A 20,217-nucleotide genomic window follows, 5' to 3' on the forward strand; every position below is an offset into this window, starting at 1 on the left:
CCAAGTCGTGGACATCGCGGGGATTCTCGCATCACAGGTCGAGCTCGACGTGGTCACCGGCGGCTCGGGAGACGCAGATCATCATCCGGTCGCGGCGTTCCTCCTCGGTCAGCAGCGCGTCGCGGTGATCGACCGAGCCGGAGACCACGCGGACCTCGCAGGTGCCGCAGAAGCCCTGCTGGCACGAGTACGGCACGTCGGGCGCGTGCTCGCGGATCACCGACAGCGCGGAGCGGTCGGCCGGTACCCGCAGCGACACACCGCGGCGGGCCAGCTCCACCCGGAACGGCCTCCCGCCGACCACCGGCGGCGGCGAGAACCGCTCGAAGTGCAGCGAATCCGCCCGGCTCGCGGGCAGGTCCAGCCGCACCCCGGTGATCATCGGCACGGGTCCGCAGCAGTAGACCACAGCCTGCTCCGGTGCCTGTTCGAGGAGCTCGGCGCCCGAGACCGGGATGCCGTGCTCCTCGTCGGAGCGGATCGACACCCGCTGCTGGTCGAACTCGGCGATCTCGCCGAGGAACGGCATCGACGCCCGCGAGCGCCCCGCGTAGACCAGCCGCCAGTCAGCTCCCCGCGCTGCGGCGAGGCGGACCATCGGCAGGATCGCGGTGATGCCGATGCCGCCCGCGACGAACAGGTAGCGCTCGGCGGTGATGAACGGGAAGGCGTTGCGCGGGCCCCGAACCGTCACCGCCGTCCGCTGCCGCAGCGCTTCGTGCACCTCGACCGAACCGCCGTTGCCGTCGGCGATGCGCCGCACCGCGATGCGGTACGAGCCTCGATCTGCCGGGTCACCGCACAGGGAGTACTGCCGCTTGCGGCCGGAGGGGAGTTCGAGGTCGAGGTGGGCGCCGGGCTGCCACTCGGGGAGCGGGCGACCGTCGGCGGCGACCAGCCGCAGGCTGACCACGTCCTCGGCCTCCTGCCGCACCTCGTCGACGACCACGTCCAGGTCGCGCCGCACCTCCTCGACGGGTGGCCGCCCGCGCGCGCTGGCGTGCGCCCAGCGCGCGTAGCGGGCCACGGCCCGATCGAGGAACCGGTACATCCGGTCGGCGTGACCGCGCCCGTAGAGGTCGGGTGGAACGGTGCTCACAGCTCCGCCGCCTGCGCCGCCGGGGACTTCGCCAGGTACGCGATGGCCTGGCTGGTCGAGCCGTGCTGGGAGGGGTGGTACTGCGACCGGAAGTAGGGAGGCAGCGACCGCAGCAGATCCCAGACGCTCGGGGTGAGACCGAGCCGGCCGGAACGCAGCCAATCCCGCCAGCGGGCCTTGGACCGCCCGCGCAGCTCGGGATCGCGGTTCATGAGGAACCGCACGCCGCGCGCCCAGAGCCAGACGAACACCGGCGTCACGATGGCCATGGCGCGGACGCGGCGCGAGTAGCGGCCGTCGAGGTGGATGAACAGGTCGTAGGCCACGGACCGGTGCTCGACCTCCTCCGCTCCGTGCCAGCGCAGCAGGTCGAGCATCGTGGCGTCGGAACCGGCCGCGTCCAGCTCCTCCGCGTCGAGGATCCACTGCCCCAGCACCGCGGTGAAGTGCTCGATCGCGGCGACCAGCGCGACGCGCTCGATCACCCACTCGCTGCCCTGCTTGCCCCCGTAACCCCGGTCGCCGAGGAGCTTGCCGAACAGCCACGCGATCTGCCGGACGTAAGGGCGGGTGTCCAGCCCGTGGGTGTCGAAGTGGTCGAGCACGCCTTGGTGCGATTCGGCGTGCATGGCCTCCTGGCCGATGAATCCGCGCACGTCCTCGGCGATCTGCTCGTCCCGGATCAGCGGCAGGGCCTGCTTGAACACGTGGCAGAACCAGCGCTCGCCCTCGGGCAGGAGCAGGTGCAGCACGTTGATCATGTGCGTGGCGAACGGTTCGTCCGGGACCCAGTGGCGCGGCAGCTCGGTCCAGTCGAAGGAGACGTTGCGCGCGTTGAGCACCACGCGATCGGGTTCATCGTGGGTCGGCATGGGCGTTCCTCCTCTTCTCATGCCCGGATGCTGTCCTCGACGTGGTCGACGAATTCGGCCGCGCAGCGGGCCACCACATCGGGCCGGGTGCGCGGCAACCAGTGCCCGCCGGGCACGCGCCGCACGCGCAGGTCGGTGACCCACCGGCCGATGTCGGTCTGCAGGGGAGCGGAGACGTACGGGTCACCCGTCGGCACCACCAACTGCACGGGGACGTTCGCGCGGCGCTCGCTCGGCCGGCGCAGGCGTTCCGGCATGTTGGCGCGGTACAGCTCCAGCCCGTGGATGCCGTCGGCGACGCTCGGCGAGCCGGTGCGACCGCCGCTCGTGCGGTCCAGCCGCTCCAGCGCCCGCAGCACGCGCGGCACCACGCCGGCTCGCCAGGCGAGCTCGGGAAGGCCGGGGATCTGGAAGAACGCGATGTAGCCCGAGCACACGGCTTGGGTGACCAGTTCGCGCAGCCCGCGCGCGGACGGGCGGCGCAGTCGGGACCGGAACCAGTGCCCGGCGTGGTCCAGGCACGGACCGGAGATCGAGGTGAACGAGGCGATCCGCCCGCGCAGCAGCTCACCGGTGACGGCGTGCCACGTCTGGATCGCCCCCCAGTCGTGCGCCAGCAGGTGCACCTCGCCGGTCGGTGCGACGGCGTCGACGACCGCGGCGAGGTCCGCTTCGAGCCGGTCCAGCCGGTACGCCTCCCGCGATGCCGGAGCCTCGGAGCCGCCGGCGCCTCGGACGTCGTAGGTCACGAGGTGGTGGCGCTCGGCGAGCTCCGCCGCGACTCCGTCCCACACCGAGTGGTCGTCCGGGTAGCCGTGGACCGCGATCAACGTCGGGTGCGACGGGTCACCGCGCTCCTGCGCCGAGATCCGCACCCCATCGGCGCTGGTGACCATCCGCGTGCGCACGTGAGCCACATCGTTGTGAGACATGATGTCAATATAGACAACAAGTCAATAGCAGCTGAGGGGCTCCCCGCAGCAGCGACGCCGGTGCTCGCCGGTTCTGCCGCCGCGGGCGGTTTTGGTCCGAACCGTCCGTGATCGATGTCGGTTGTGCCCGGACAGTTCAGGCCAAAACCGCCCCTCGGCCTCATTCCTCGGAGGTCGCCTTCGGCATGAAGTAGCCGCTGGCGAAGGCGACGAGTCCGAACAGGACCGCCGCTGCGATGCTCGGGGTGAGCAGGGCTTCCGACGCCCAGGTGATCCACGCGGGTCGCACGAGGACGAGCCCCGCGAGCTGGACGGCCACCAGCGCGGCGGCCAGGGTCAGGAAGATCAGCAGGGTGGTGATGAACGCGGCTCTGCAGGTCGCCTGGGTGCGGCCCGAGGTCGTCGTGGTGGACATGGCACTCCTTGCGTCGTGGTGGTCGTCAGCGCAGGACGGGCAGCGCGCCCCAGGCGATCAGGCAGCCGATCAGCATGATCGGGACCATGTAGTAGGCGATCAGCGGGAGGAACGTCTTCTCCGGTTTCGCGCCGGTGATGCCCGCCGCGACGAAGATCGACCCGGAGGCCGGGGGAGAAGCGCCTTCGGTGGAGGCGAACACGAGGATCGCCGTGACGGCCAGGACCGGGTCGACGCCGACCGACACCAGCGACAGCAGCGCGACGTGCCCGACGGCGGTCAGCGTCGCCGTCGAGGACAGCGGCCCCGCCACCACGGCCACGAGCACGCCGACCAGGAGAGCCATCACGTACTTGTTGAGCTGCAGGTCGGCCAGGATTCCGTCGATGTCCCGGGCCAGCCCCAGGTCTCCGAGCACCTCGCTGGCGGCCACGGCGAAGAACAGCAGCGCCCCGATGCTGGTGAAGCGCGGCATCGCCCCGGCGAGCCAGTCGTGCCAGGCGCGCGCCCCGCGCGGGAGCTCGCGTCGGCCCACGAACAGGGCCAGAACGGTGATCAGGACCGGGATCCAGGTCAGGATCTCGATGTTCTCGAGCGCTTCACCGATCGGCGTCCGGTTGGTCAGGAAGTCCGCGACGGGTCCGACCGTGATGCCGATCGGGACGATCGCACCCAGCACGATGAGCAGGGCCGCACCGCCCTCGCGCAGCGCGGTGCGCAGGGGCTGGAGGTCCGCCTCGGGCGAGCGCTGGATCCCGTCCCTGCGGACGAAGTAGAAGACCAGCAACAAGCGCCACACCACCTGGTAGATCCCGGCGCACAGCAGGGCGAGGTAGATCTGGCCGGTGGTCACCATCGAACCGGCGAAGCCGATCATGATGACCATCGAGGCGCTCGGCGGCAGGGCTGCGCCCAGCCCGCCGTTGCCGGCGAGGACGGTCGCGCTGCGTTCGGGACTCCAGCCGGTGCGGATCATCCACGGCCCGGTGAAGGCGCCGGTGGCGGCGGTGTTGCCGGAGTTGGAGCCCGACAGCGCGCCCATGACCGCCGAGCCGACGGTGTCCACGACGACCGGTCCGCCGCGGACCCGCCCGACCAGCGAGTTGAGGATCCCGAGGAGCTTCTGGATCAGGCCGGTGCGGTCGACGACGTAGGCCATGAACACGAACGCGATCGCGGCGTAGAGGACCTCTTCGTCGAGCGCACCGAGCATCCCGTTCAGCAGGGCTTCGGGTGCGTCGAGTCCGGCGAACGCGGCGGTGACGAGCAGCCCGAAAAGCATGGCTTCGCCCATGTTCCGCTTGAATCCGACGTTCCAGACGATGATGGTGGCGATGAACGCGCCGAGCGCGATAAGGCCGGTGGGCATCTTTCGGTTCCCCTCTTCGGCACTGGAGCGGGGTGGACGGGGGACTGGTCAGGCGGGGCGTTCGCTGAGGATCCGCTGGTGCCGGGAGGATTCATCCTCCAGCACGGCACGCGCTCCGGCGAGGGTCCGGTGCGCTTCGGCCACCGGGACGACGATGGCGCCGTCGGCGTCGGCGACCACGATGTCGCCGCGGTGCACGGCCACACCGCCGACCGCGACGTCCTCTCCCACCCGGTACGGCCCGTTCTTGTAGGGGCCGGCTGGGGACGTGCCCACCGCCCACACCGGGAATCCGGCTTCCGCGAGCGCGTCCACGTCGCGCACGGCACCGTCGATGATCATTCCGCGCACGCCCCGGTTGATGGCGCGATGCGCGATGAGCTCGCCGATCAGGGCCCGCGAGGGGTCACCGCCGCCATCGACGACCAGGACGTCTCCGGGCCCGGCGACGGCCAGCGCCTGGTGGATGCCCTTGTTGTCACCTGGGCGGCACAGCACCGGGAGCGCGCGGCCTGCGATGTGCGCGCCGGGCCACATCGAACGCACCCGGGAAGCGACGACGCCCATGCGGTCCCGCGCATCGCCGATCGCCGCTGCGGGGATCTCGGCGAACGCGTTGAGCAGTGCGGTCAGGTCGCGCGGTGCGTCCAGGCTCAGAGCCCGGTGCCGGTCGGCGACCGCGGTCGTCACGACCGGTGTCACGCCGAGCGAGGCGAGGAGGTCGGCCGCGTCCTGGGACTCGTGCGCCCGCCGCTCGGCGTGCTTGCGGGTCCCCCGGTCGAGCCGGTCGAGGGTGCGGTCACCGCCGACGAGGGTTGTGGCGATCTGGGTCCGGACCCACTCCGACTCCCCGGCGGCGGCTCCGGCGTCGACGGCTTCGGTGATCACCGCGCCCAGGCCCTTCATGAAGACGGTGCGCAGCATCTTCCGCCGTGACGCGTCGCCGGGTGAGCCGCCGATCGCGTCGACCTCGGCACCCAGCAGCCGGAACTTCGCGGCGACCGCGTCCGCAGCGGGGCCGGAGGCGATCAGGGCGGTGCGCGCGCCGAACTGCGGGACCGACCCGATGACCGCGACGTCGGCGCAGCGGTTCGCCGCATCACCCAGCGCCGCCGCGATCTCGGCCTTGCGATGCGGCGATGCGGCGTTGAGGTCGGCGAAGACGGCCGAGCTCGCCAGGTGGGCGGCGCTGTCGGCCGCGACGCGGACGGCCTGCGCTGCCGTCGCCAGGCTGATGACCAGGTCGGCGTCCCGCACGGCATCACCGATGCTCGCGGCGGCGGTGACCCCGTCCGGGAGCGGGGGCTCCGCCGGGTCGTAGGCGGTGACGGTCGCGCCGGTGGCGGCGAAACCGGCGGCGTAGATGCTCCCGGCCTCGCCCAAACCCAGCACTGCGATCTTCATCGATCGAACTCCGTATCACTCTATGATAAGAACAGGCATCTGATGAGAAGAACTGTGCGTCCAGGGCACTGGCCTGTCAATGGAAGTGAGCAAACTTCTCATGCAGTGATAGATTCGGCGTCGTCTCCAGGAGGTTCATTGACGACCGCGAAGAGCAACCCGATGCGTTCGGTGCACCGGGCGTTCGACGTCCTGAAAGTGCTGGAATTGGCGCAGCAGCCGTTGCGGCTCACCGATCTCGCCCAGCGGAGCGGACTGCACGTGGCCACGGCGCAACGTGTCGTCACCGTGCTCATCGAGCACGGCTACGCCAGTCGGCACGCCAACGGCTACACCGCCGGCCCGGCTGCGCTGTCGACGGCCCACGCGTTCGCGATGACCAGCCCGCTGCGCCTCGTCGCCCGGCCGGTGTTGGAGGAGATCGCCACCGCGACGGGGCTGACCGCCTCGTTGTACGTGCGGGTGCAGGAGAGCCGCGTGCTGATCGACCGGGTCGAGGGCGGGCGGCGTCCGCAGTACTCACTGCCCATCGGGGAGCGGTTGCCGCTCTACCCGGGCGCTGCGGGCAAGGTCTTCCTGGCGGGTGAGGGCGACCTCGCCGCGGAGGCCGAACGGCTGGGGTCGGTGACCTTCGCCAGCGGAACCGTTCTCGACGCGGCGGGGATCCGCGCGGACCTGGAGCGGGTCCGCCGTGAGGGATGCGCGATCTCGGTCGACGAGCGGCAGTTCGGCACCACCGCGATCGCCGCGCTGATCACGGACAACGCGGGCGATGTGCTGGGGTCGTTCGGGCTCAGCGGGGCGACGAGGTCATTCGGCGACGTCCGCGATTCCGCGTTGCCGGGGGACGTCCGCCGCGCCGCTCAGGCGATCGGCGCGCGGGTTCCGGCAGCTGGGTGAGCTGCCGGAACCCGTTGGTGCGCGCGTCATTTCAGTGCTGGTGCTGTGACGGGCCCTTGCTCCGGACGAGGGCTCGGACGTTGTCGATGCGTCCGCAGTCCGCGTCGATGAGCTCGCGGCGCTTGGCCGTGAACACCCTGCCGAGTTCGACTCGGTGGTCCGCGTCGACCTTCGCCCGCGCGTCGTTGAGGACGGTGCGCTCCTCCTCGTCGAGGTGGTGGGTCAACGACTCGCTGAGCTCCTCCAGCCGGGAATCCCACTGCTCGGATCCCGGTTCGTCGCACTCCATGAGCGCCAGCAGCGCTTCGTGGCCCTCCGCGTGCTCCTCGGCCCCGTGGTCGACGTCCTCGGCGTCCTCGGCGGAGAGCTTGCGCAGCACCGGGTACACCTCGGATTCCTCGGCCTCGGCGTGCGCGACCAGGAGTGCGGCGATCTCGCCGAGCGCGGACCGGCGGTCTCCCGCGGAGCTGCGCAGGGTGCGCAGCAGGTCTTCGAAGCGGCGGTGGTCGGCCAGGATGAGTTCGACGACGTCCTCGGACACGGTGGTCCCCTTCGACCTGTGGTGGAGTTCGGGTTCCTGTGGATCATCGGGGATCACCGTGTGCCTGGCAAGGAAATGCGCGCGGGTTCGCGCCCGGCTCAGGTCGTGACCGGGGCCGCGGTGTCGCTGAGGTCCCGCTTGTAGGTCTCGGCGAGCAGGTAGGTCGACACGAACGAGATCAGGCACAGCACCACGACGTACCCGGCGATGGACAGGGAGCTTCCCGTCGCCGCGAACAGCGCGGTGCAGATCATGGGAGCGATGCCGCCGCCGAGGATCGCCGCGATCTGGTAGGCGAGCGAGGCGCCGCTGTAGCGCAGCCGTGTGCTGAACAGCTCCGAGAAGAACGCCGACTGCGGCCCGTAGACGGCGGTTCGGCACGCCTGCACGACGAGCCCGGCCAGCAGGAACAGCCCGATGGAGCCGCTGTCGACCATCATGATCCAGGGCACCGCGAACAGGGCGAGCGCCAGCATCCCGCCCAGCGACATGCCGCGCCTGCCGAGCCGGTCCGACAGCAGGCCGAACGCCAGCATCAGCGGGATGTCGACGGCCGCCAGCAGCGCGTTCGCGCTCAGGATCGTGGTGCGCTCGTAGTCGAGGGTCTTGGTGGTGTACGAGACGATCCAGGTGGTGCCGACGTAGAACGTCGCGTTGGTGGCTAGGAAGGACCCGGCGGCCAGCAGGATCGTCTTCGGGTGCTTGCGCAGCACCTCGATCACCGGCATCCGCTCGGCGCGCTCCTGCTCCTTGCGCTGCATGGCCTGCTCGAACACCGGGCTCTCGCTGATCTTGAGCCGGATGGCGAAGCCGACGACGATCAGCAGCGCGCTGCACAGGAACGGGATCCGCCAGCCCCAAGCCAGGAACGTCTCCTCGGACATGTTCGCCGACAGCGCGGTGAACGTCAGGTTCCCCAGCAGCAGGCCGGCCGGGACGCCCACCTGCGGCCAGCTGCCGTAGAAGCCGCGCTTGCCCTTCGGCGCGTGCTCGACGGCCATGAGCGCGGCTCCGCCCCACTCGCCGCCGACGCCGATGCCCTGGGCGAAGCGCAGCAGCGTCAGCACGATCGGCGCCCACACGCCGATCGTGGCGTAGGTCGGCAGCAAGCCCATCAGCAGCGTCGCCACGCCCATCAGCATCAGCGAGCCGATGAGCATGGGTTTGCGCCCGAGCTTGTCGCCGTAGTGCGCGAACAGCACGCCGCCGATGGGGCGGGCCAGGAAGCCCACGGCGAAGGTCGCGAAGGCGGCGACGGTGCCGACGACGGGGTCGAACTTGGGGAAGAACAGCTGGTTGAACACCAGCGCTGCGGCGGTGCCGTAGATGAAGAAGTCGTACCACTCGATGGTGGTGCCGATGAGGCTGGCGAGCGCTACTCGCCGAGCGCTCGTCGCGGTGGCGGCCATTCGGTCGACCTCCGGGGGTGTTGAGCTGCGGCTGTGACCCAAATAACTAACGGTGTAAGTTTTAGGGACCGTAGCGATCCGGGCGAATCATCACAAGAGGTACTTCTCGACTCTTTCCGGAAGGGAAACTTTCGGAAAGCCGCCTTGCGCTCTGCGCCATCCGGCCGATCTTCTTCCGCTGGATCAACTCGAAAAGCTCGCAATACAAGACGAAAGTGCGAGGTCGTTCAGGCTTTTCGAGAGAGATAGCCCGAAAGTGTTTCGAAAGGCGATGTTTGACCCCGCCTGGACGCCACCGCATACTCGGTCCCGGTCGGATCTCCCGTCAGCGCGGTCGAGAGGATGCGGTGGCATGTCAGCGAGAACGAGGGCGCGCGGCTGCGTCGCCGGTGCGGTGCTGGTCGCGGCGGTTCTGGTGGCTCCTCCGGCGGCCTCCGCTCAGCCCGCGTGCGCGGGCTACGTCGGGCTCACCTTCGACGACGGGCCCACCGACACCACCGCGGAACTGCTGAACGCGCTGAGGCAGAACGGTCTGCGCGCAACGATGTTCAACCGCGGCGACAGCGCGGACGCCCACCCGGCGTTGGTGGCGGAGCAGGTCGACGCGGGGATGTGGGTCGGCAACCACAGCTACGGCCACCAGCACATGACTCAGCTGACTCGGTCCGAAATGGACGATGAGATCTCACGCGCCCAAACGGCCATCGCCGGCGCGGGCGGCGGGACCCCGAACCTGTTCCGCCCGCCCTACGGCGAGACCAACGAGACCCTGCGCGAGGTCGCCGCGTCCCACGGCCTCACCGAGATCATCTGGGACGTCGACTCCCTGGACTGGAACAACGCCACGGTCGACCAGATCGTGGAGGCCAACGCCCGTCTCTCCGACGGCCAGGTCATCCTCATGCACGACTGGGCCCCCAACACCCTCGAAGCGATCCCCAGGATCGCGGAGGTCCTGGAGGACAAGGGGCTCTGCCCGGGAGCGATCTCCCCGCGCACCGGCCAGGCGGTCGCCCCCGGCTGACTTCCGTGAGGCGGCGGACCGCTGCCTCACGAGGGGGGCATCCGCGCGGCGGGCCGGTGAGCATGGCACGACTCGGCCCCGGGGTGGAGGTTTCCGCGGAAACCCCCACCCCGGGGCCGAGTTCGGGATCGCCTAGCGCATGGCCGGGATGTCCGGCAGCGCGAAGACGATGAGGGCGCTGCCGTGGCCCGCTCCGAGCATTCCCGGGAGGAAGCCCTCGATCCAGCCGCCCCAGCCGACCGGCACGGCGACGTACTGCTTGCCGTCGACCGAGTAGGTCATGGGGCTGCCGTGGTGGCCGCTACCGCACTGGAACTCCCACAGCTTCTCGCCGTTGCGGGCGTCCAGGGCGACGAACTCGCCCGAGGGCGTGCCGGCGAAGACCAGGTCTCCGGCCGTGGTCAGCACCGAGGAGCACATCGGCAGGCTGTTGCGCCAGCGCCACTTCTCCTCGCCCTTGGAGTCGAAAGCGCTGATGGAGCCGCGCATGTCGTCAGCATCGACCTGAACTCCCGCGCCCCAGTAGGGGATTCCTTCGCGGAACTCGCGGCGACGTCGCGTGGCGGTGGCGCCGACGTCCTGCACCGGGACGTAGAACAGCTCGGTGCGCGGGCTGTAGGCGGCGTGCGTCCACTCCTTAGCACCGGCCGGGCCGGGGTAGAAGTGGACCGGTTCGCCTTCGGCGTCCGGGTACTTCCTGGGCGTCACCTTGCCGTCGCGGGTGATGGTGCCCCAGTCGATCCGGTCCACGTAGGGCGTGACCGAGATCAGCTCGCCGTTGGTGCGGTCGAGCACGAAGAAGTACCCGTTCTTGTCGAAGTGGCCGAGCATCTTGCGCCCGTCCTGGTCGAACAGGATGTTCTCCATGGTGCTGTCGTAGTCCCACACGTCGTGCGGGGTGCACTGGTAGTGCCACTGGATCTGGCCGGAGTCCACGTCCACCGCGACGATGCTGTCGGTGAAGAGGTTGTCGCCCTCGCGGACCGCGCCGTCGAAGTCCGGAGCCGGATTGCCCGTGCCCGCGTACAGCAGGTTGGTCTCCGGGTCGAAGGTCGCGGTGACCCACGGGTTCGCGCCGCCGCGCGCCCACGCCTCTCCGTCGGCGGGCCAGGTCTCAGAACCCGGCTCACCCGGCTTGGGGACCGTGTAGCAGCGCCAGCGGTGCTCGCCCGACTCCAGGTCGAAGGCGTCCATGTGGCCGCGCACGCCGAACTCGCCGCCGGAGCTTCCGACGATGAGCATGTCCTTGACGACCAGCGGAGCGATCGTCGCGCTCTCCCCGGCCCGCACGTCGCCGACGGTCTTGTCCCAGAGCTTCTCGCCCGTCACCGCGTCGAGCGCGAGGAGGTGGGCGTTGGGCGTCACGGCGAAGACCTTGCCCTTGGCGACAGCGACACCGCGGTTGACGTTCCCGCAGCACAGCGACACGTCGTAGGGCACGGCGTGCTTGTAGCGCCACAGGTGCCCGCCTGTCTTGGCGTCGAGCGCCCACACCCAGCCGTCCCAGCCGGACACGTACATGACCCCGTCGACGACCACCGGCGTGGCCTCGAACGCGTAGGTCGAAGCCCCCGCGATCATGCCTTCAGTGCTCGCCTGGAAGATCCAGGCGGGGCCGATGCTCTTGACGTTCTCGGTGTTGATGTCGTCGAGCAGGCTGTAGCGCTGCCCGTCGTAAGCGCCGTAGTAGGTGAGCCAGTTGTGCGATTCGGAACGCGCGTCCATCAGCCGTTCGTATCCGACGCTCAAGGCGACGTCGGGTGCGTTCCGGGGCTCAGTGGTCAGCAAGCCCTGGTTGATCGCCTCACCGGCGTCCACGTATTCCACGGTCATGGTTCGGTCCTCCCTACGGGCGCGGCTGGTCGGGGCGGTCGAGGCGGGCTTCCGGCGGCACCTCGCCGAGCACGACGATGGCGCCGGTCAGACCCCGGCCCTCGTCGTTGCCGGTGGGAGAGCTGAACCAGTAGTAGCCGGGGCCGTCCAGGTTGAGCTTGGCCTTGCCCTTGGAGTGGTTGACCAGCCAGATGAACTTGCGGTCGCCGTTGCTGGGCAGCAGCGCGCAGTGGGTGTTGAAGTCGTCGTTGATGAGCGTCAGTTCGAGGTCGCCGCCGTGCGGGAGGATCAGGATCGAAGGATCCCAAGCGATCTCGTCCGGTTCGATGCGAACCGTCGCCTCCATCGTGCCGTCGGCCCGTTCGGTGGCCTGTTCGATGTTGCCGGTCCCGAGCACCCGGCCGATCGTCGCCCCGTTCTGGACGTCCAAGCCGACCGAGTGGAGCATGTCGGTGCGTTCCTTCGCTGTCGTCATCGGACCTCACCTCCTCGTGAATCCGTCTCCCGAAGGCACCCGAAGTTGATTTGCTGCGAACCGAATTCGTGAACGCGGTTCGAAAAAGTCAGGCGTGCGCGGGAGAACAGCAGTGGGTCGAACCAATTTCCCCGTACCGAATCGGACATTACGCCGGGTGCGGGGTGGCCAAAACCGGAGACCGCCGGACCGGGCGCCCGTACCGTTCGCACGGCCGGAACTACCGCTCAGACACCGAACCTGCCGAGGTTCATGACCTTGTCCCAGGCGCGGGTGAAATCGTGCACGAACTTCGCTTCGTCACTGGCGTAGACCTCGGCGATCGCGCGCAGCTCGGGATTCGACCCGAAGGTGAGGTCGACTCGGCTCGCAGACCACCGAACGCGACCGGTCGCCCGGTCTTTTCCCTCGAAAGTGCCTGATTCAGGAGTCCATTCGGTGCTCATGTCGAGGAGGTTGGTGAAGAAGTCGTTGGTGAGCTTGCCGGGTCGGGTGGTGAGGACGCCGAGTGGTGATCGGTGGTGGTTGCTGTTGAGCACGCGAAGCCCTCCGATGAGGGCGGTCATCTCGGGGGCGCTGAGCGTGAGTTGGTTGGCGCGGTCGACGAGGAGGTGCTCGGCGGGCAGCGCGGCGTGCGCGCTGGTGTGGTTGCGGAATCCGTCGGCCGTGGGTTCGAGCGCGGCGAAGGAGTCGACGTCGGTCCACTCCTGGGTGGCGTCGGTGCGTCCAGGAGTGAAGGGAACGGAGACGCCGTCGGCCGCGTGTTCGATGGCGGTGCAGCCTGCGAGGACGATGAGGTCGGCCAGCGAAACCCGTTTTCCAGCGGTCTGTTCGGTGTTGAAGCGCTCCTGGACCGCTTCCAGGGCGGCGATCACGGGCCCGGTGATGTCGGGATCGTTGACCTGCCAGTCGCGTTGCGGGGCCAGCCGGAGGCGAGCACCGTTCGAGCCGCCCCGCTTGTCGCTGTCGCGGTAGGTCGAGGCCGACGCCCACGCGGTGAACACCAGGTGCGGCACCGGAATGCCGAGGTCGAGGATCCGGGTCTTGAGCTCGGCGACGTCGTCGGAGTCGACGGGGTCGTGGTCGGCTTCGGGAACGGGGTCCTGCCAGATCAACCACTCCGCCGGGACCAGGGGCCCGAGGTAGCGCTGGCGGGGTCCCATGTCGATGTGGGTGAGCTTGAACCACGCGTGCGCGAAGGCGTCGGCCAGCTCGTCGGGGTGGGCGAGGAAGCGGCGTGCGATCGGTGCGTAGTCGGGGTCTTCCTGCAACGCGAGGTCGGTGGTCAGCATCGTGGGCGTGCGGGTCTTCGACGGGTCGTGGGGGTCGGGTGCGGTTCCCTGCCCCTGGCCGCCGCGGGGCACCCACTGCCACAGCCCGGCGGGGCTGAGCACGACGTCCCACTCGTAGGCGAACAGCGTCTCCAGGAAGGAGTTGTCCCACCGGGTCGGGGTGGGCGTCCAGATCCCTTCCAACCCGCTGGTGATGGCATCCGCGCCCGTGCCGGTGCCGTGGCTGCTCCGCCAGCCCATGCCCTGTTCTTCCAAGCCCGCGGCCTCGGGTTCGGCTGCCACGTGGTGCAGGTCGGCGGCGCCGTGGGATTTGCCGAAGGTGTGCCCGCCGACGATGAGCGCGACGGTCTCCACGTCGTTCATCGCCATCCGCCCGAACGTCGTGCGGATGGCCTTGCCCGCGGCGATGGGGTCGGGCAGCGTCGCGGGGCCCTGCGGGTCGACGTAGATCAGGCCCATCTCGTCGGCTGCGAGGGGTTGCTGGAGGTCTCGGACGCCGGTGTGGCGCTCATCGGCGAGCCAGGCCCGTTCCGGGCCCCAGTAGACGTCGGCTTCGGATTCCCACACGTCTTCGCGGCCTCCGGCGAAGCCGAGCGTGGTGAAGCCCATGGATTCCAGCGCGCGGTTGCCGGCGAAGATCATGAGGTCGGCCCAGGAGATGCTGCGGCCGTACTTCTGCTTGATCGGCCACAGCAACCTGCGTGCTTTGTCGAGGTTGCGGTTGTCGGGCCAGCTGTTGGTCGGGGCGAAGCGCTGCATCCCGGTGCTGGCACCGCCTCGACCGTCGGTGACGCGGTACGTCCCAGCGCTGTGCCAGGCCATCCGCAGCACCAGCGGCCCGTAGTGCCCGAAATCGGCCGGCCACCAGTCCTGCGAGGTGGTCAGGACCTCGTCGATGTCGCGGGCCAGCGTGTCGAGGTCGAGCTTCGCGAACTCGGCCGGGTAGTCGAAGTCCGGCCCTAACGGGTTCGCCGCGGGGTGGTGCTTGGCGAGGATCCTCAGGTCGAGCCTGTGCGGCCACCAGTCGCGGTTGTCCCCGCCCGCGGCGGGGTGGTTGCGGACCCGTTCAACGCGCCGCCGCAGGCTCTGGTCGTAGTTCCGGGTGATCGCCACGGCATCGGGGTTCTCCGGCATCGGAACCTCCCTCCCGGCAACCTCAGATGTCCAGCGCCCGCCGCACGGCCGGGGCGTTCCGCCGGGACACCGGCACCATGGCGTCCGCGTCGGTGTCCATCACCAGCAGCAGTTCGCCCTTGCACCGGCGTTCGACCTCGCGGACGCGTCCCACGTTGACCACGTACCGGCGGTGCACTCGCAGGAATCCGGCGTCGCCCTGCTCGGCTTCGAGCTTGTCGAGGCTGCCGGAAGCGGCCCGCAACCGGCCCTGATCGGTCGACAGCCAGACGTCGTTGCCCTCCGACTCGGCGAAGGAGACCTCGGACAGCCGCAGCAGCACCATCCGGTTCTCCCGCATCGCCACGATCCGGTCCGGCCTGCCCCGGTGGTTCGTACCGCTTTCGGCGCGCGGCAGCTGCTCGCCGTCGGCGACGCCGAAGAAGAGCAGGTTGCCGACCAGGTGCCCGGACAGGAACACCGGCCGGATGCTGACCGAGCTGGGCTCGTCGCTGAGATGGGTGTGGACCTGGGTCGTGCCGACCCAGTCGGGGTCGCGGGACGCCTGCTTGACGGCGTAGCGGGCGGCCTTGATCACCTCGGGCAACCTCGGGTTCCACCGCACCGCCGGATCGGTCGCGGGCGTCGAGCTCGGCACGCCGAGCAGCACTCCGGCGGTGTCGTCGGCGATCACCACGCGTCCCGCTGGGTCCAGCGCGGCCAGCGCCACGCCGGAGCGCGACCGGGCGTGGTGGAAGGCGGCGATCAGCTCGACGCTGCCGTCCTTGGCGCGCTGCACCAGCGTGCGCTGGGTGCGCGTGGCCGCGTTGCTCAGCCAAGCGCCTGCCGAGGTGGGTGGTTCGCTGCGCCAGCACGAGATGTTGAGCACCGCGATCGGCTCGCGCGTCACCACGTCCCGGATCGCCACACCCGCGCAGGTCCAGTCGTGGAAGGCCTGGCACCAGTGCTCGGCACCGCGGACCACCACCGGCGCGTGCGACTCCAGCGCCGTGCCCATGCCGTTGGTGCCCGTGGCCTGCTCCGACCAGCAGAACCAGGTGGACAGGTTGGCTTCGGCGGCGATCTCGCGGGTGGCCGGATCGCCCCACTCGGCCAGGATCCGGCCCGTGGCGTCGGCGACGGTCACCACGCCGCCGCCGTTGCTCACCTCGTGCGCCACCGACGCCGCGCGGAAGCCCAGCTCGGCGAACACGACGTCGTGTTCGAGCGTGTGGTCGACGTCGGCCACGGCGATGGGGGCCTTGGTGAGGCCCGGATCAACGCGGTACTGGTCGCGGCAGCGGTGCCAGGAGATAGCCACTTCGGGCCGCACGCCGCGGACGTCGTCCTCTCCGCGCACGAAGCGCTCCCACGCCCCGTACACGGTGGTGTTGCCGGGGACGCGGGACATCGGGTCCAGCCGGTGCACCTCTGCCATACAAGACCGCCTTTGGTCTCCCACCGAGCCGACCGGGGAATCATCGGATTCCGCGCTGCTCCAGGGTCTGCCTCCAGCTTATTCCCGAATCCCGGACCAGCACGATGAGAGACCACCACAAACCCCACCCGAGCACCACGAACCCCACCCGAGCACCCCCGAACCCGAGCCAGGCACCCCGAACCTGAACCCGGTGCACCCCTCCCAACGAACAGCGGTTCGGCACCGCCCGGCCCCCGATTTCCACTGAAGTCCGGTCCCGAACTTCAGTGGAAATCTGGTCCCGAACTTCAGTGGAAGTCTGGTTCCGGAGTTCAGTGGAAGTCTGGTTCCGGAGTTCAGTGGAAGTCTGGTTCCGGAGTTCAGTGGAAATCCGGTCAGGGGGCTGGTGGAGGCCGGATGTGGACGACGTGTCGCGTTCCGGACGGGTTGCCTGATCACGGCGGTCGTCGGGTTGCGGAAAACCGCCGTGATCAGGTGCCGGAATACAGGAGTATTCGGGGACCCGATTACGGCGGTTTCCGGGTGGTGCCGTGGGGGCTGAGGTGGTGCCGCGCTCAGTCGGCCAGCCACACCGCTGTGTCGGTGGGGAGGTGGTCGTCGGCCAGGTCGCCGCTGGCGAGCAGGATCCGGTCGTGGTCGGGCAACGGCTGCGGGTTGCTGGACATGTTGACCACGCAGGTGAATCCGGGCTCGCGGCGGAACGTCAGAACACCGCTGGGGGAGTCCAGCCAGCGCATCCCGCCTTCGCCCAGCGCGTCGAGCTCGCGCCGCAGGCGCAGCGCCCCGCGGTAGAGCTCCAGCGTCGAGGCCGCATCGCCGTCCTGCGCCTCGGCGGTGAGGTCTCGCCAGTCAGCAGGCTGGGGGAGCCAGGACTCCGCGGACCCGCGGGGGCCGAAGCCGAACGGCGGGGTCGAACCCGACCACGGCAGCGGCACCCGGCAGCCGTCGCGACCCCGCTCGGTGCGACCCGAGCGCTCCCACATCGGGTCCTGCAGGGCTTCCTCGGGGAGGTCTTCGACCTCCGGGAGCCCGAGCTCCTCTCCCTGGTAGACGTAGGCGCCGCCCGGCAGCGCGAGCATCAGCAGCGCCGCCGCGCGCGCCCGGCGCGTCCCGCGGGCCAGGTCCGGTTCGTCGAGGACCAGCTCGTCCTCGCCGATCGCGCGCTGGTCGTGCGGGACCCACGCCGTCTCCCTGCCGTACCGGGTCACGTGCCGGGGAACGTCGTGGTTGGACAGCACCCACGTCGGTGGTGCCCCGACCGCGGTCAAGCTCGCCATCGTCGAGTCGATGACCTCGCGCATCCGCTCCGGACTCCACGGGCACTTCAGGAAGTCGAAGTTGAACGCGGTGTGCAGACCACCGGGCCGCAGGTACCGGGCGAGTCGTTCCGGTGACGGCGCCCAAGCCTCGGCGACGAACTTGCGCTCGCCCGGGTACTCGTCGGCGATGCGGCGCCACCGGCGGTAGATCTCGTGCACCTCCTCGCGGTCCCAGTGCGGGTGCGCGAGGCGCTCGTCCGGCTCGCCGGTCAGGTCGGGCAACGCCGGGTCCTTGACCAGGCCGTGGGCGACGTCGATGCGGAAGCCGTCCACGCCGCGGTCGAACCAGAACCGCAGGACGTCGGCGAACTCGTCGTGGACGTCGGGGTTCGCCCAGTTCAGATCGGGCTGCTCGGGTGCGAACAGGTGCAGGTACCACTCCCCGTCGGCGACCCGGGTCCACGCGGGACCGCCGAACACCGACCGCCAGTTGTTCGGCGGCTGGTCGCCGTCGGAGCCCCGGCCGGACCGGAAGACGTAGCGGTGCCGTTCCGGAGCGCCCGGCCCGGCCGACAGCGCGTCCTGGAACCAGCGGTGCTGATCGGAGGTGTGGTTGGGCACGATGTCCGGGATGATGCGCAGCCCGTGCTCGTGCGCGTCGGCGATCAGCTTCTCCGCGTCGGCGAGGGTGCCGAAGCGCGGATCGATGTCGCGGAAGTCGGCCACGTCGTAGCCCGCGTCCGCCTGCGGCGAGCAGTACCACGGGTTGATCCACAACGCGTCGACGCCCAGATCCCGCAGGTAGGGCAGCTTCGACCGGATGCCCTCGATGTCGCCCATCCCGTCGCCGTCGGCGTCGGCGAAGCTGCGGATGTAGACCTGGTAGATCACCGCGTCGCGCCACCACGGATTCTCATCAGATCGATTGTGCTGCAACGGTTCTCCCTCTCCGACAGAGTCCACTTCGGTCATTTGAGCCCGCCCGAGGTCAGGCCGGCGATGATGCGGCGCTGGAAGATGAGCACGGCGATGACCAGCGGGACGGTGACGATCACGCCCGCAGCCATCTGGGTGCCGAAGGGCTGTTCGTGCCCCTGCGCGCCGACGAACTTCGAGATGGCGACCGTGACGGTCTGCATCTCCTTCTCGTTGACCATGGACAGCGCGATGATGAACTCGTTCCAGGCCATGATGAAGGTCAGGATCGCCGTGGTGAACACGCCGGGCGCCGCCAGCGGGACGATCACCTTGCGGAACGCCTGACCGGGCGTGCACCCGTCCACCATCGCCGCCTGCTCCAGCTCCACCGGCATCTGGCGGAAGAAGGTCGTCAGGTTCCACACCGCCAGCGGCAGCGCGAACGACAGGCTCGGCAGCACCATCGCCTGGTAGGTGTTGATCCAGCCGATGTCGGTGAACAGCTTGAGCAGCGGCACGATCAGCGAGATCCCCGGGAACATCGAGCAGGCGATGATCAGAGCCAGCACCGCGTTCTTGCCGCGGAACTGCAGCCGGGCCAGCGCGTAGGCGGTCGTCATGCCGATCACCAGGGTCAGCAGCGTGGTCACCGAGGCGACCACGAAGCTGTTCAGCAGCGCCCAGCCGAACCCCACGTCGGGGGCGAAGACGGCTCGGAAGTTCTCCAGCGACCACACCGCGGGCAGCGGGCTGAGGTCGAACTGGTCGGACGGACGCCGGAACGCGGTGGCCGCCATCCAGTAGAACGGGGCCAGGCAGTACAGCACGATCACCGCGACACCCGCGTGCGGCAACCAGCGCTTCCACGATCGGGTCGAGCGCGAACCGGTCATCACGCCACCGCCTTTCGGGTCTTGCGCGCGGCTTTCACCTGCGAGCGGGCTTCACCCAGCAGGTCCGCGCCCAGCAGCTTGACGAAGGCGAAGGCCACGACGGCGACGTAGCAGAACATGATCGTCGCGTAGGCCGCCGCGGGCCCGTAGCGCACGTTGGTGGCCTCCTGCCAGGCCAGCATCGACAGCGTCTCCACCGATTCCTTCTGCTGCCCGATCAGCACGAACGGCAGGTCGAACATGCGCAGCGAGTCGAGCATCCGGAACAGCACCGCCACCAGCAGCGCCGGACGCACTAGGGGGAGCGTGATGTGGGCGAACCGCTGCCAGGCGGTGGCGCCGTCGACCCGCGCGGCCTCGAAGACGTCGCGCGGGATCACCTGCAGGCCCGCCAGCACCAGCAGGCCCACGAACGGTGCGGTCTTCCACACCTCGGCCACGATCACGGCCAGCTTCGCCGGTCCGCCGTCGGCGCTCCAGAGCACCTGAGTTCCGAGCATCGCGTTGACCACGCCATCGGAGGCGAAGATCCACCGCCACAGCAGCGCCGAGACCGCAGTCGGAATCGCCCACGGCACCAGCACGCTCGCGCGCACCAGACCGCGCCCGCGGAACGCCCGGTGCATGATCAGCGCCATCACCACGCCGAGCGCCGCTTCCAGGACCACCGTCGTCGTGGTGAAGAAGGTGGTGTTCCACATGGCGTTCCAGAACCGCGCGGCCGCGGGACCGGTGAAGACCTCGGTGTAGTTGCCGAGTCCGGTGAACTGCTCGCCCTCGACCACGAACCCCTCGGCGTCGACGCCTTGGCCCTCGGTGAACAGCGACTGCCGCAGCGCCGCGACGATCGGGTAGACCACCACCAGACCGAGCACCAGCAACGTCGGCGACACCAGCATCCCGGCCAGTCGCGCGACGGCTGCGGCCTGGGGTGATCTCCGCCTGCGGCGATCGCGCGCCGCGAGGCGCCCGGACGAGGGCACGGCGGCGGATTCCACTTCTGTCGTCATCATCTACCTCCCCGCGAG

17 protein-coding genes are annotated in these 20,217 nt (G+C 69.6%); 2 read left to right on the forward strand and 15 right to left on the reverse strand.

Annotated features, from left to right (window positions below; all coding sequences use genetic code 11):
* Positions 1-31 precede the first annotated feature (31 nt).
* The 6 genes from AB0J91_RS06255 to AB0J91_RS06280 form a co-directional block, all read right to left on the reverse strand.
* Positions 32-1,051 (reverse strand): PDR/VanB family oxidoreductase, encoded by a 1,020-nt coding sequence (locus AB0J91_RS06255; RefSeq protein WP_363864920.1) that lies wholly within the window; start codon positions 1,049-1,051, stop codon positions 32-34.
* Positions 1,052-1,095: 44 nt separating this feature from the next.
* Positions 1,096-1,971 carry a metal-dependent hydrolase gene (locus AB0J91_RS06260; protein WP_363787274.1) on the reverse strand — a complete coding sequence of 292 codons (876 nt, stop codon included), beginning with the start codon at positions 1,969-1,971 and terminating at the stop codon, positions 1,096-1,098.
* Positions 1,972-1,988: 17 nt separating this feature from the next.
* Positions 1,989-2,903 carry an alpha/beta fold hydrolase gene (locus tag AB0J91_RS06265; RefSeq protein WP_363864698.1) on the reverse strand — a complete coding sequence of 305 codons (915 nt, stop codon included), beginning with the start codon at positions 2,901-2,903 and terminating at the stop codon, positions 1,989-1,991.
* A 160-nt stretch (positions 2,904-3,063) separates the two neighbouring features.
* A complete protein-coding gene (locus tag AB0J91_RS06270; RefSeq protein ID WP_363864700.1) occupies positions 3,064-3,318 on the reverse strand; it encodes a hypothetical protein in 255 nt (84 codons plus the stop codon).
* Between the two features lie 25 nt (positions 3,319-3,343).
* Positions 3,344-4,687 carry a TRAP transporter large permease subunit gene (locus AB0J91_RS06275; RefSeq protein WP_363864702.1) on the reverse strand — a complete coding sequence of 448 codons (1,344 nt, stop codon included), beginning with the start codon at positions 4,685-4,687 and terminating at the stop codon, positions 3,344-3,346.
* Between the two features lie 48 nt (positions 4,688-4,735).
* Entirely contained in the window at positions 4,736-6,091 is a 1,356-nt protein-coding gene (locus AB0J91_RS06280; protein WP_363864703.1) for an NAD(P)-binding domain-containing protein, read from the reverse strand.
* A 138-nt stretch (positions 6,092-6,229) separates the two neighbouring features.
* On the opposite strand from AB0J91_RS06280, the gene AB0J91_RS06285 reads away from it, so the two are divergent.
* Positions 6,230-6,991 (forward strand): IclR family transcriptional regulator, encoded by a 762-nt coding sequence (locus AB0J91_RS06285; protein ID WP_363787285.1) that lies wholly within the window; start codon positions 6,230-6,232, stop codon positions 6,989-6,991.
* 31 nt (positions 6,992-7,022) lie between these two features.
* Here the strand turns inward: AB0J91_RS06285 and AB0J91_RS06290 are convergent, their stop codons facing one another.
* Positions 7,023-7,532 (reverse strand): hemerythrin domain-containing protein, encoded by a 510-nt coding sequence (locus tag AB0J91_RS06290; RefSeq protein ID WP_363787287.1) that lies wholly within the window; start codon positions 7,530-7,532, stop codon positions 7,023-7,025.
* 98 nt (positions 7,533-7,630) lie between these two features.
* Positions 7,631-8,941, reverse strand: coding sequence for an MFS transporter (locus tag AB0J91_RS06295; RefSeq protein ID WP_363864705.1), 1,311 nt, complete (start codon positions 8,939-8,941; stop codon positions 7,631-7,633).
* A gap of 352 nt (positions 8,942-9,293) precedes the next feature.
* On the opposite strand from AB0J91_RS06295, the gene AB0J91_RS06300 reads away from it, so the two are divergent.
* Positions 9,294-9,965, forward strand: a complete 672-nt coding sequence (locus AB0J91_RS06300; RefSeq protein WP_363864707.1) for a polysaccharide deacetylase family protein — start codon at positions 9,294-9,296, stop codon at positions 9,963-9,965.
* Positions 9,966-10,097: 132 nt separating this feature from the next.
* On the opposite strand, the gene AB0J91_RS06305 is transcribed toward AB0J91_RS06300, so the two are convergent.
* From AB0J91_RS06305 to AB0J91_RS06335, 7 genes are all read right to left on the reverse strand, one after another.
* Positions 10,098-11,798, reverse strand: coding sequence for a PQQ-dependent dehydrogenase, methanol/ethanol family (locus AB0J91_RS06305; protein ID WP_363864709.1), 1,701 nt, complete (start codon positions 11,796-11,798; stop codon positions 10,098-10,100).
* A gap of 13 nt (positions 11,799-11,811) precedes the next feature.
* The gene (locus tag AB0J91_RS06310) at positions 11,812-12,273 is read right to left on the reverse strand and encodes an MSMEG_3727 family PQQ-associated protein (protein ID WP_363864711.1); all 462 of its coding nucleotides are present in this window, start codon (positions 12,271-12,273) and stop codon (positions 11,812-11,814) included.
* Positions 12,274-12,500: 227 nt separating this feature from the next.
* The gene (gene katG / locus AB0J91_RS06315) at positions 12,501-14,699 is read right to left on the reverse strand and encodes a catalase/peroxidase HPI (RefSeq protein WP_363864712.1); all 2,199 of its coding nucleotides are present in this window, start codon (positions 14,697-14,699) and stop codon (positions 12,501-12,503) included.
* Positions 14,700-14,721: 22 nt separating this feature from the next.
* Complete coding sequence (locus AB0J91_RS06320) at positions 14,722-16,116, reverse strand: LytTR family transcriptional regulator DNA-binding domain-containing protein (RefSeq protein ID WP_363864714.1); 1,395 nt, start codon at positions 16,114-16,116, stop codon at positions 14,722-14,724.
* A 557-nt stretch (positions 16,117-16,673) separates the two neighbouring features.
* The gene (locus tag AB0J91_RS06325; RefSeq protein WP_363864716.1) at positions 16,674-18,314 is read right to left on the reverse strand and encodes a glycoside hydrolase family 13 protein; all 1,641 of its coding nucleotides are present in this window, start codon (positions 18,312-18,314) and stop codon (positions 16,674-16,676) included.
* A gap of 32 nt (positions 18,315-18,346) precedes the next feature.
* Positions 18,347-19,189 carry a carbohydrate ABC transporter permease gene (locus tag AB0J91_RS06330; RefSeq protein ID WP_363864718.1) on the reverse strand — a complete coding sequence of 281 codons (843 nt, stop codon included), beginning with the start codon at positions 19,187-19,189 and terminating at the stop codon, positions 18,347-18,349.
* Positions 19,189-20,199, reverse strand: a complete 1,011-nt coding sequence (locus tag AB0J91_RS06335; protein ID WP_363864720.1) for a sugar ABC transporter permease — start codon at positions 20,197-20,199, stop codon at positions 19,189-19,191. The genes AB0J91_RS06330 and AB0J91_RS06335 overlap by 1 nt, the downstream gene beginning before the upstream one ends.
* Between the last annotated feature and the right edge of the window lie 18 nt (positions 20,200-20,217).

The organism is Saccharopolyspora sp. NPDC049357 (assembly GCF_040677225.1).
Taxonomy (GTDB): Bacteria; Actinomycetota; Actinomycetes; order Mycobacteriales; family Pseudonocardiaceae; genus Saccharopolyspora.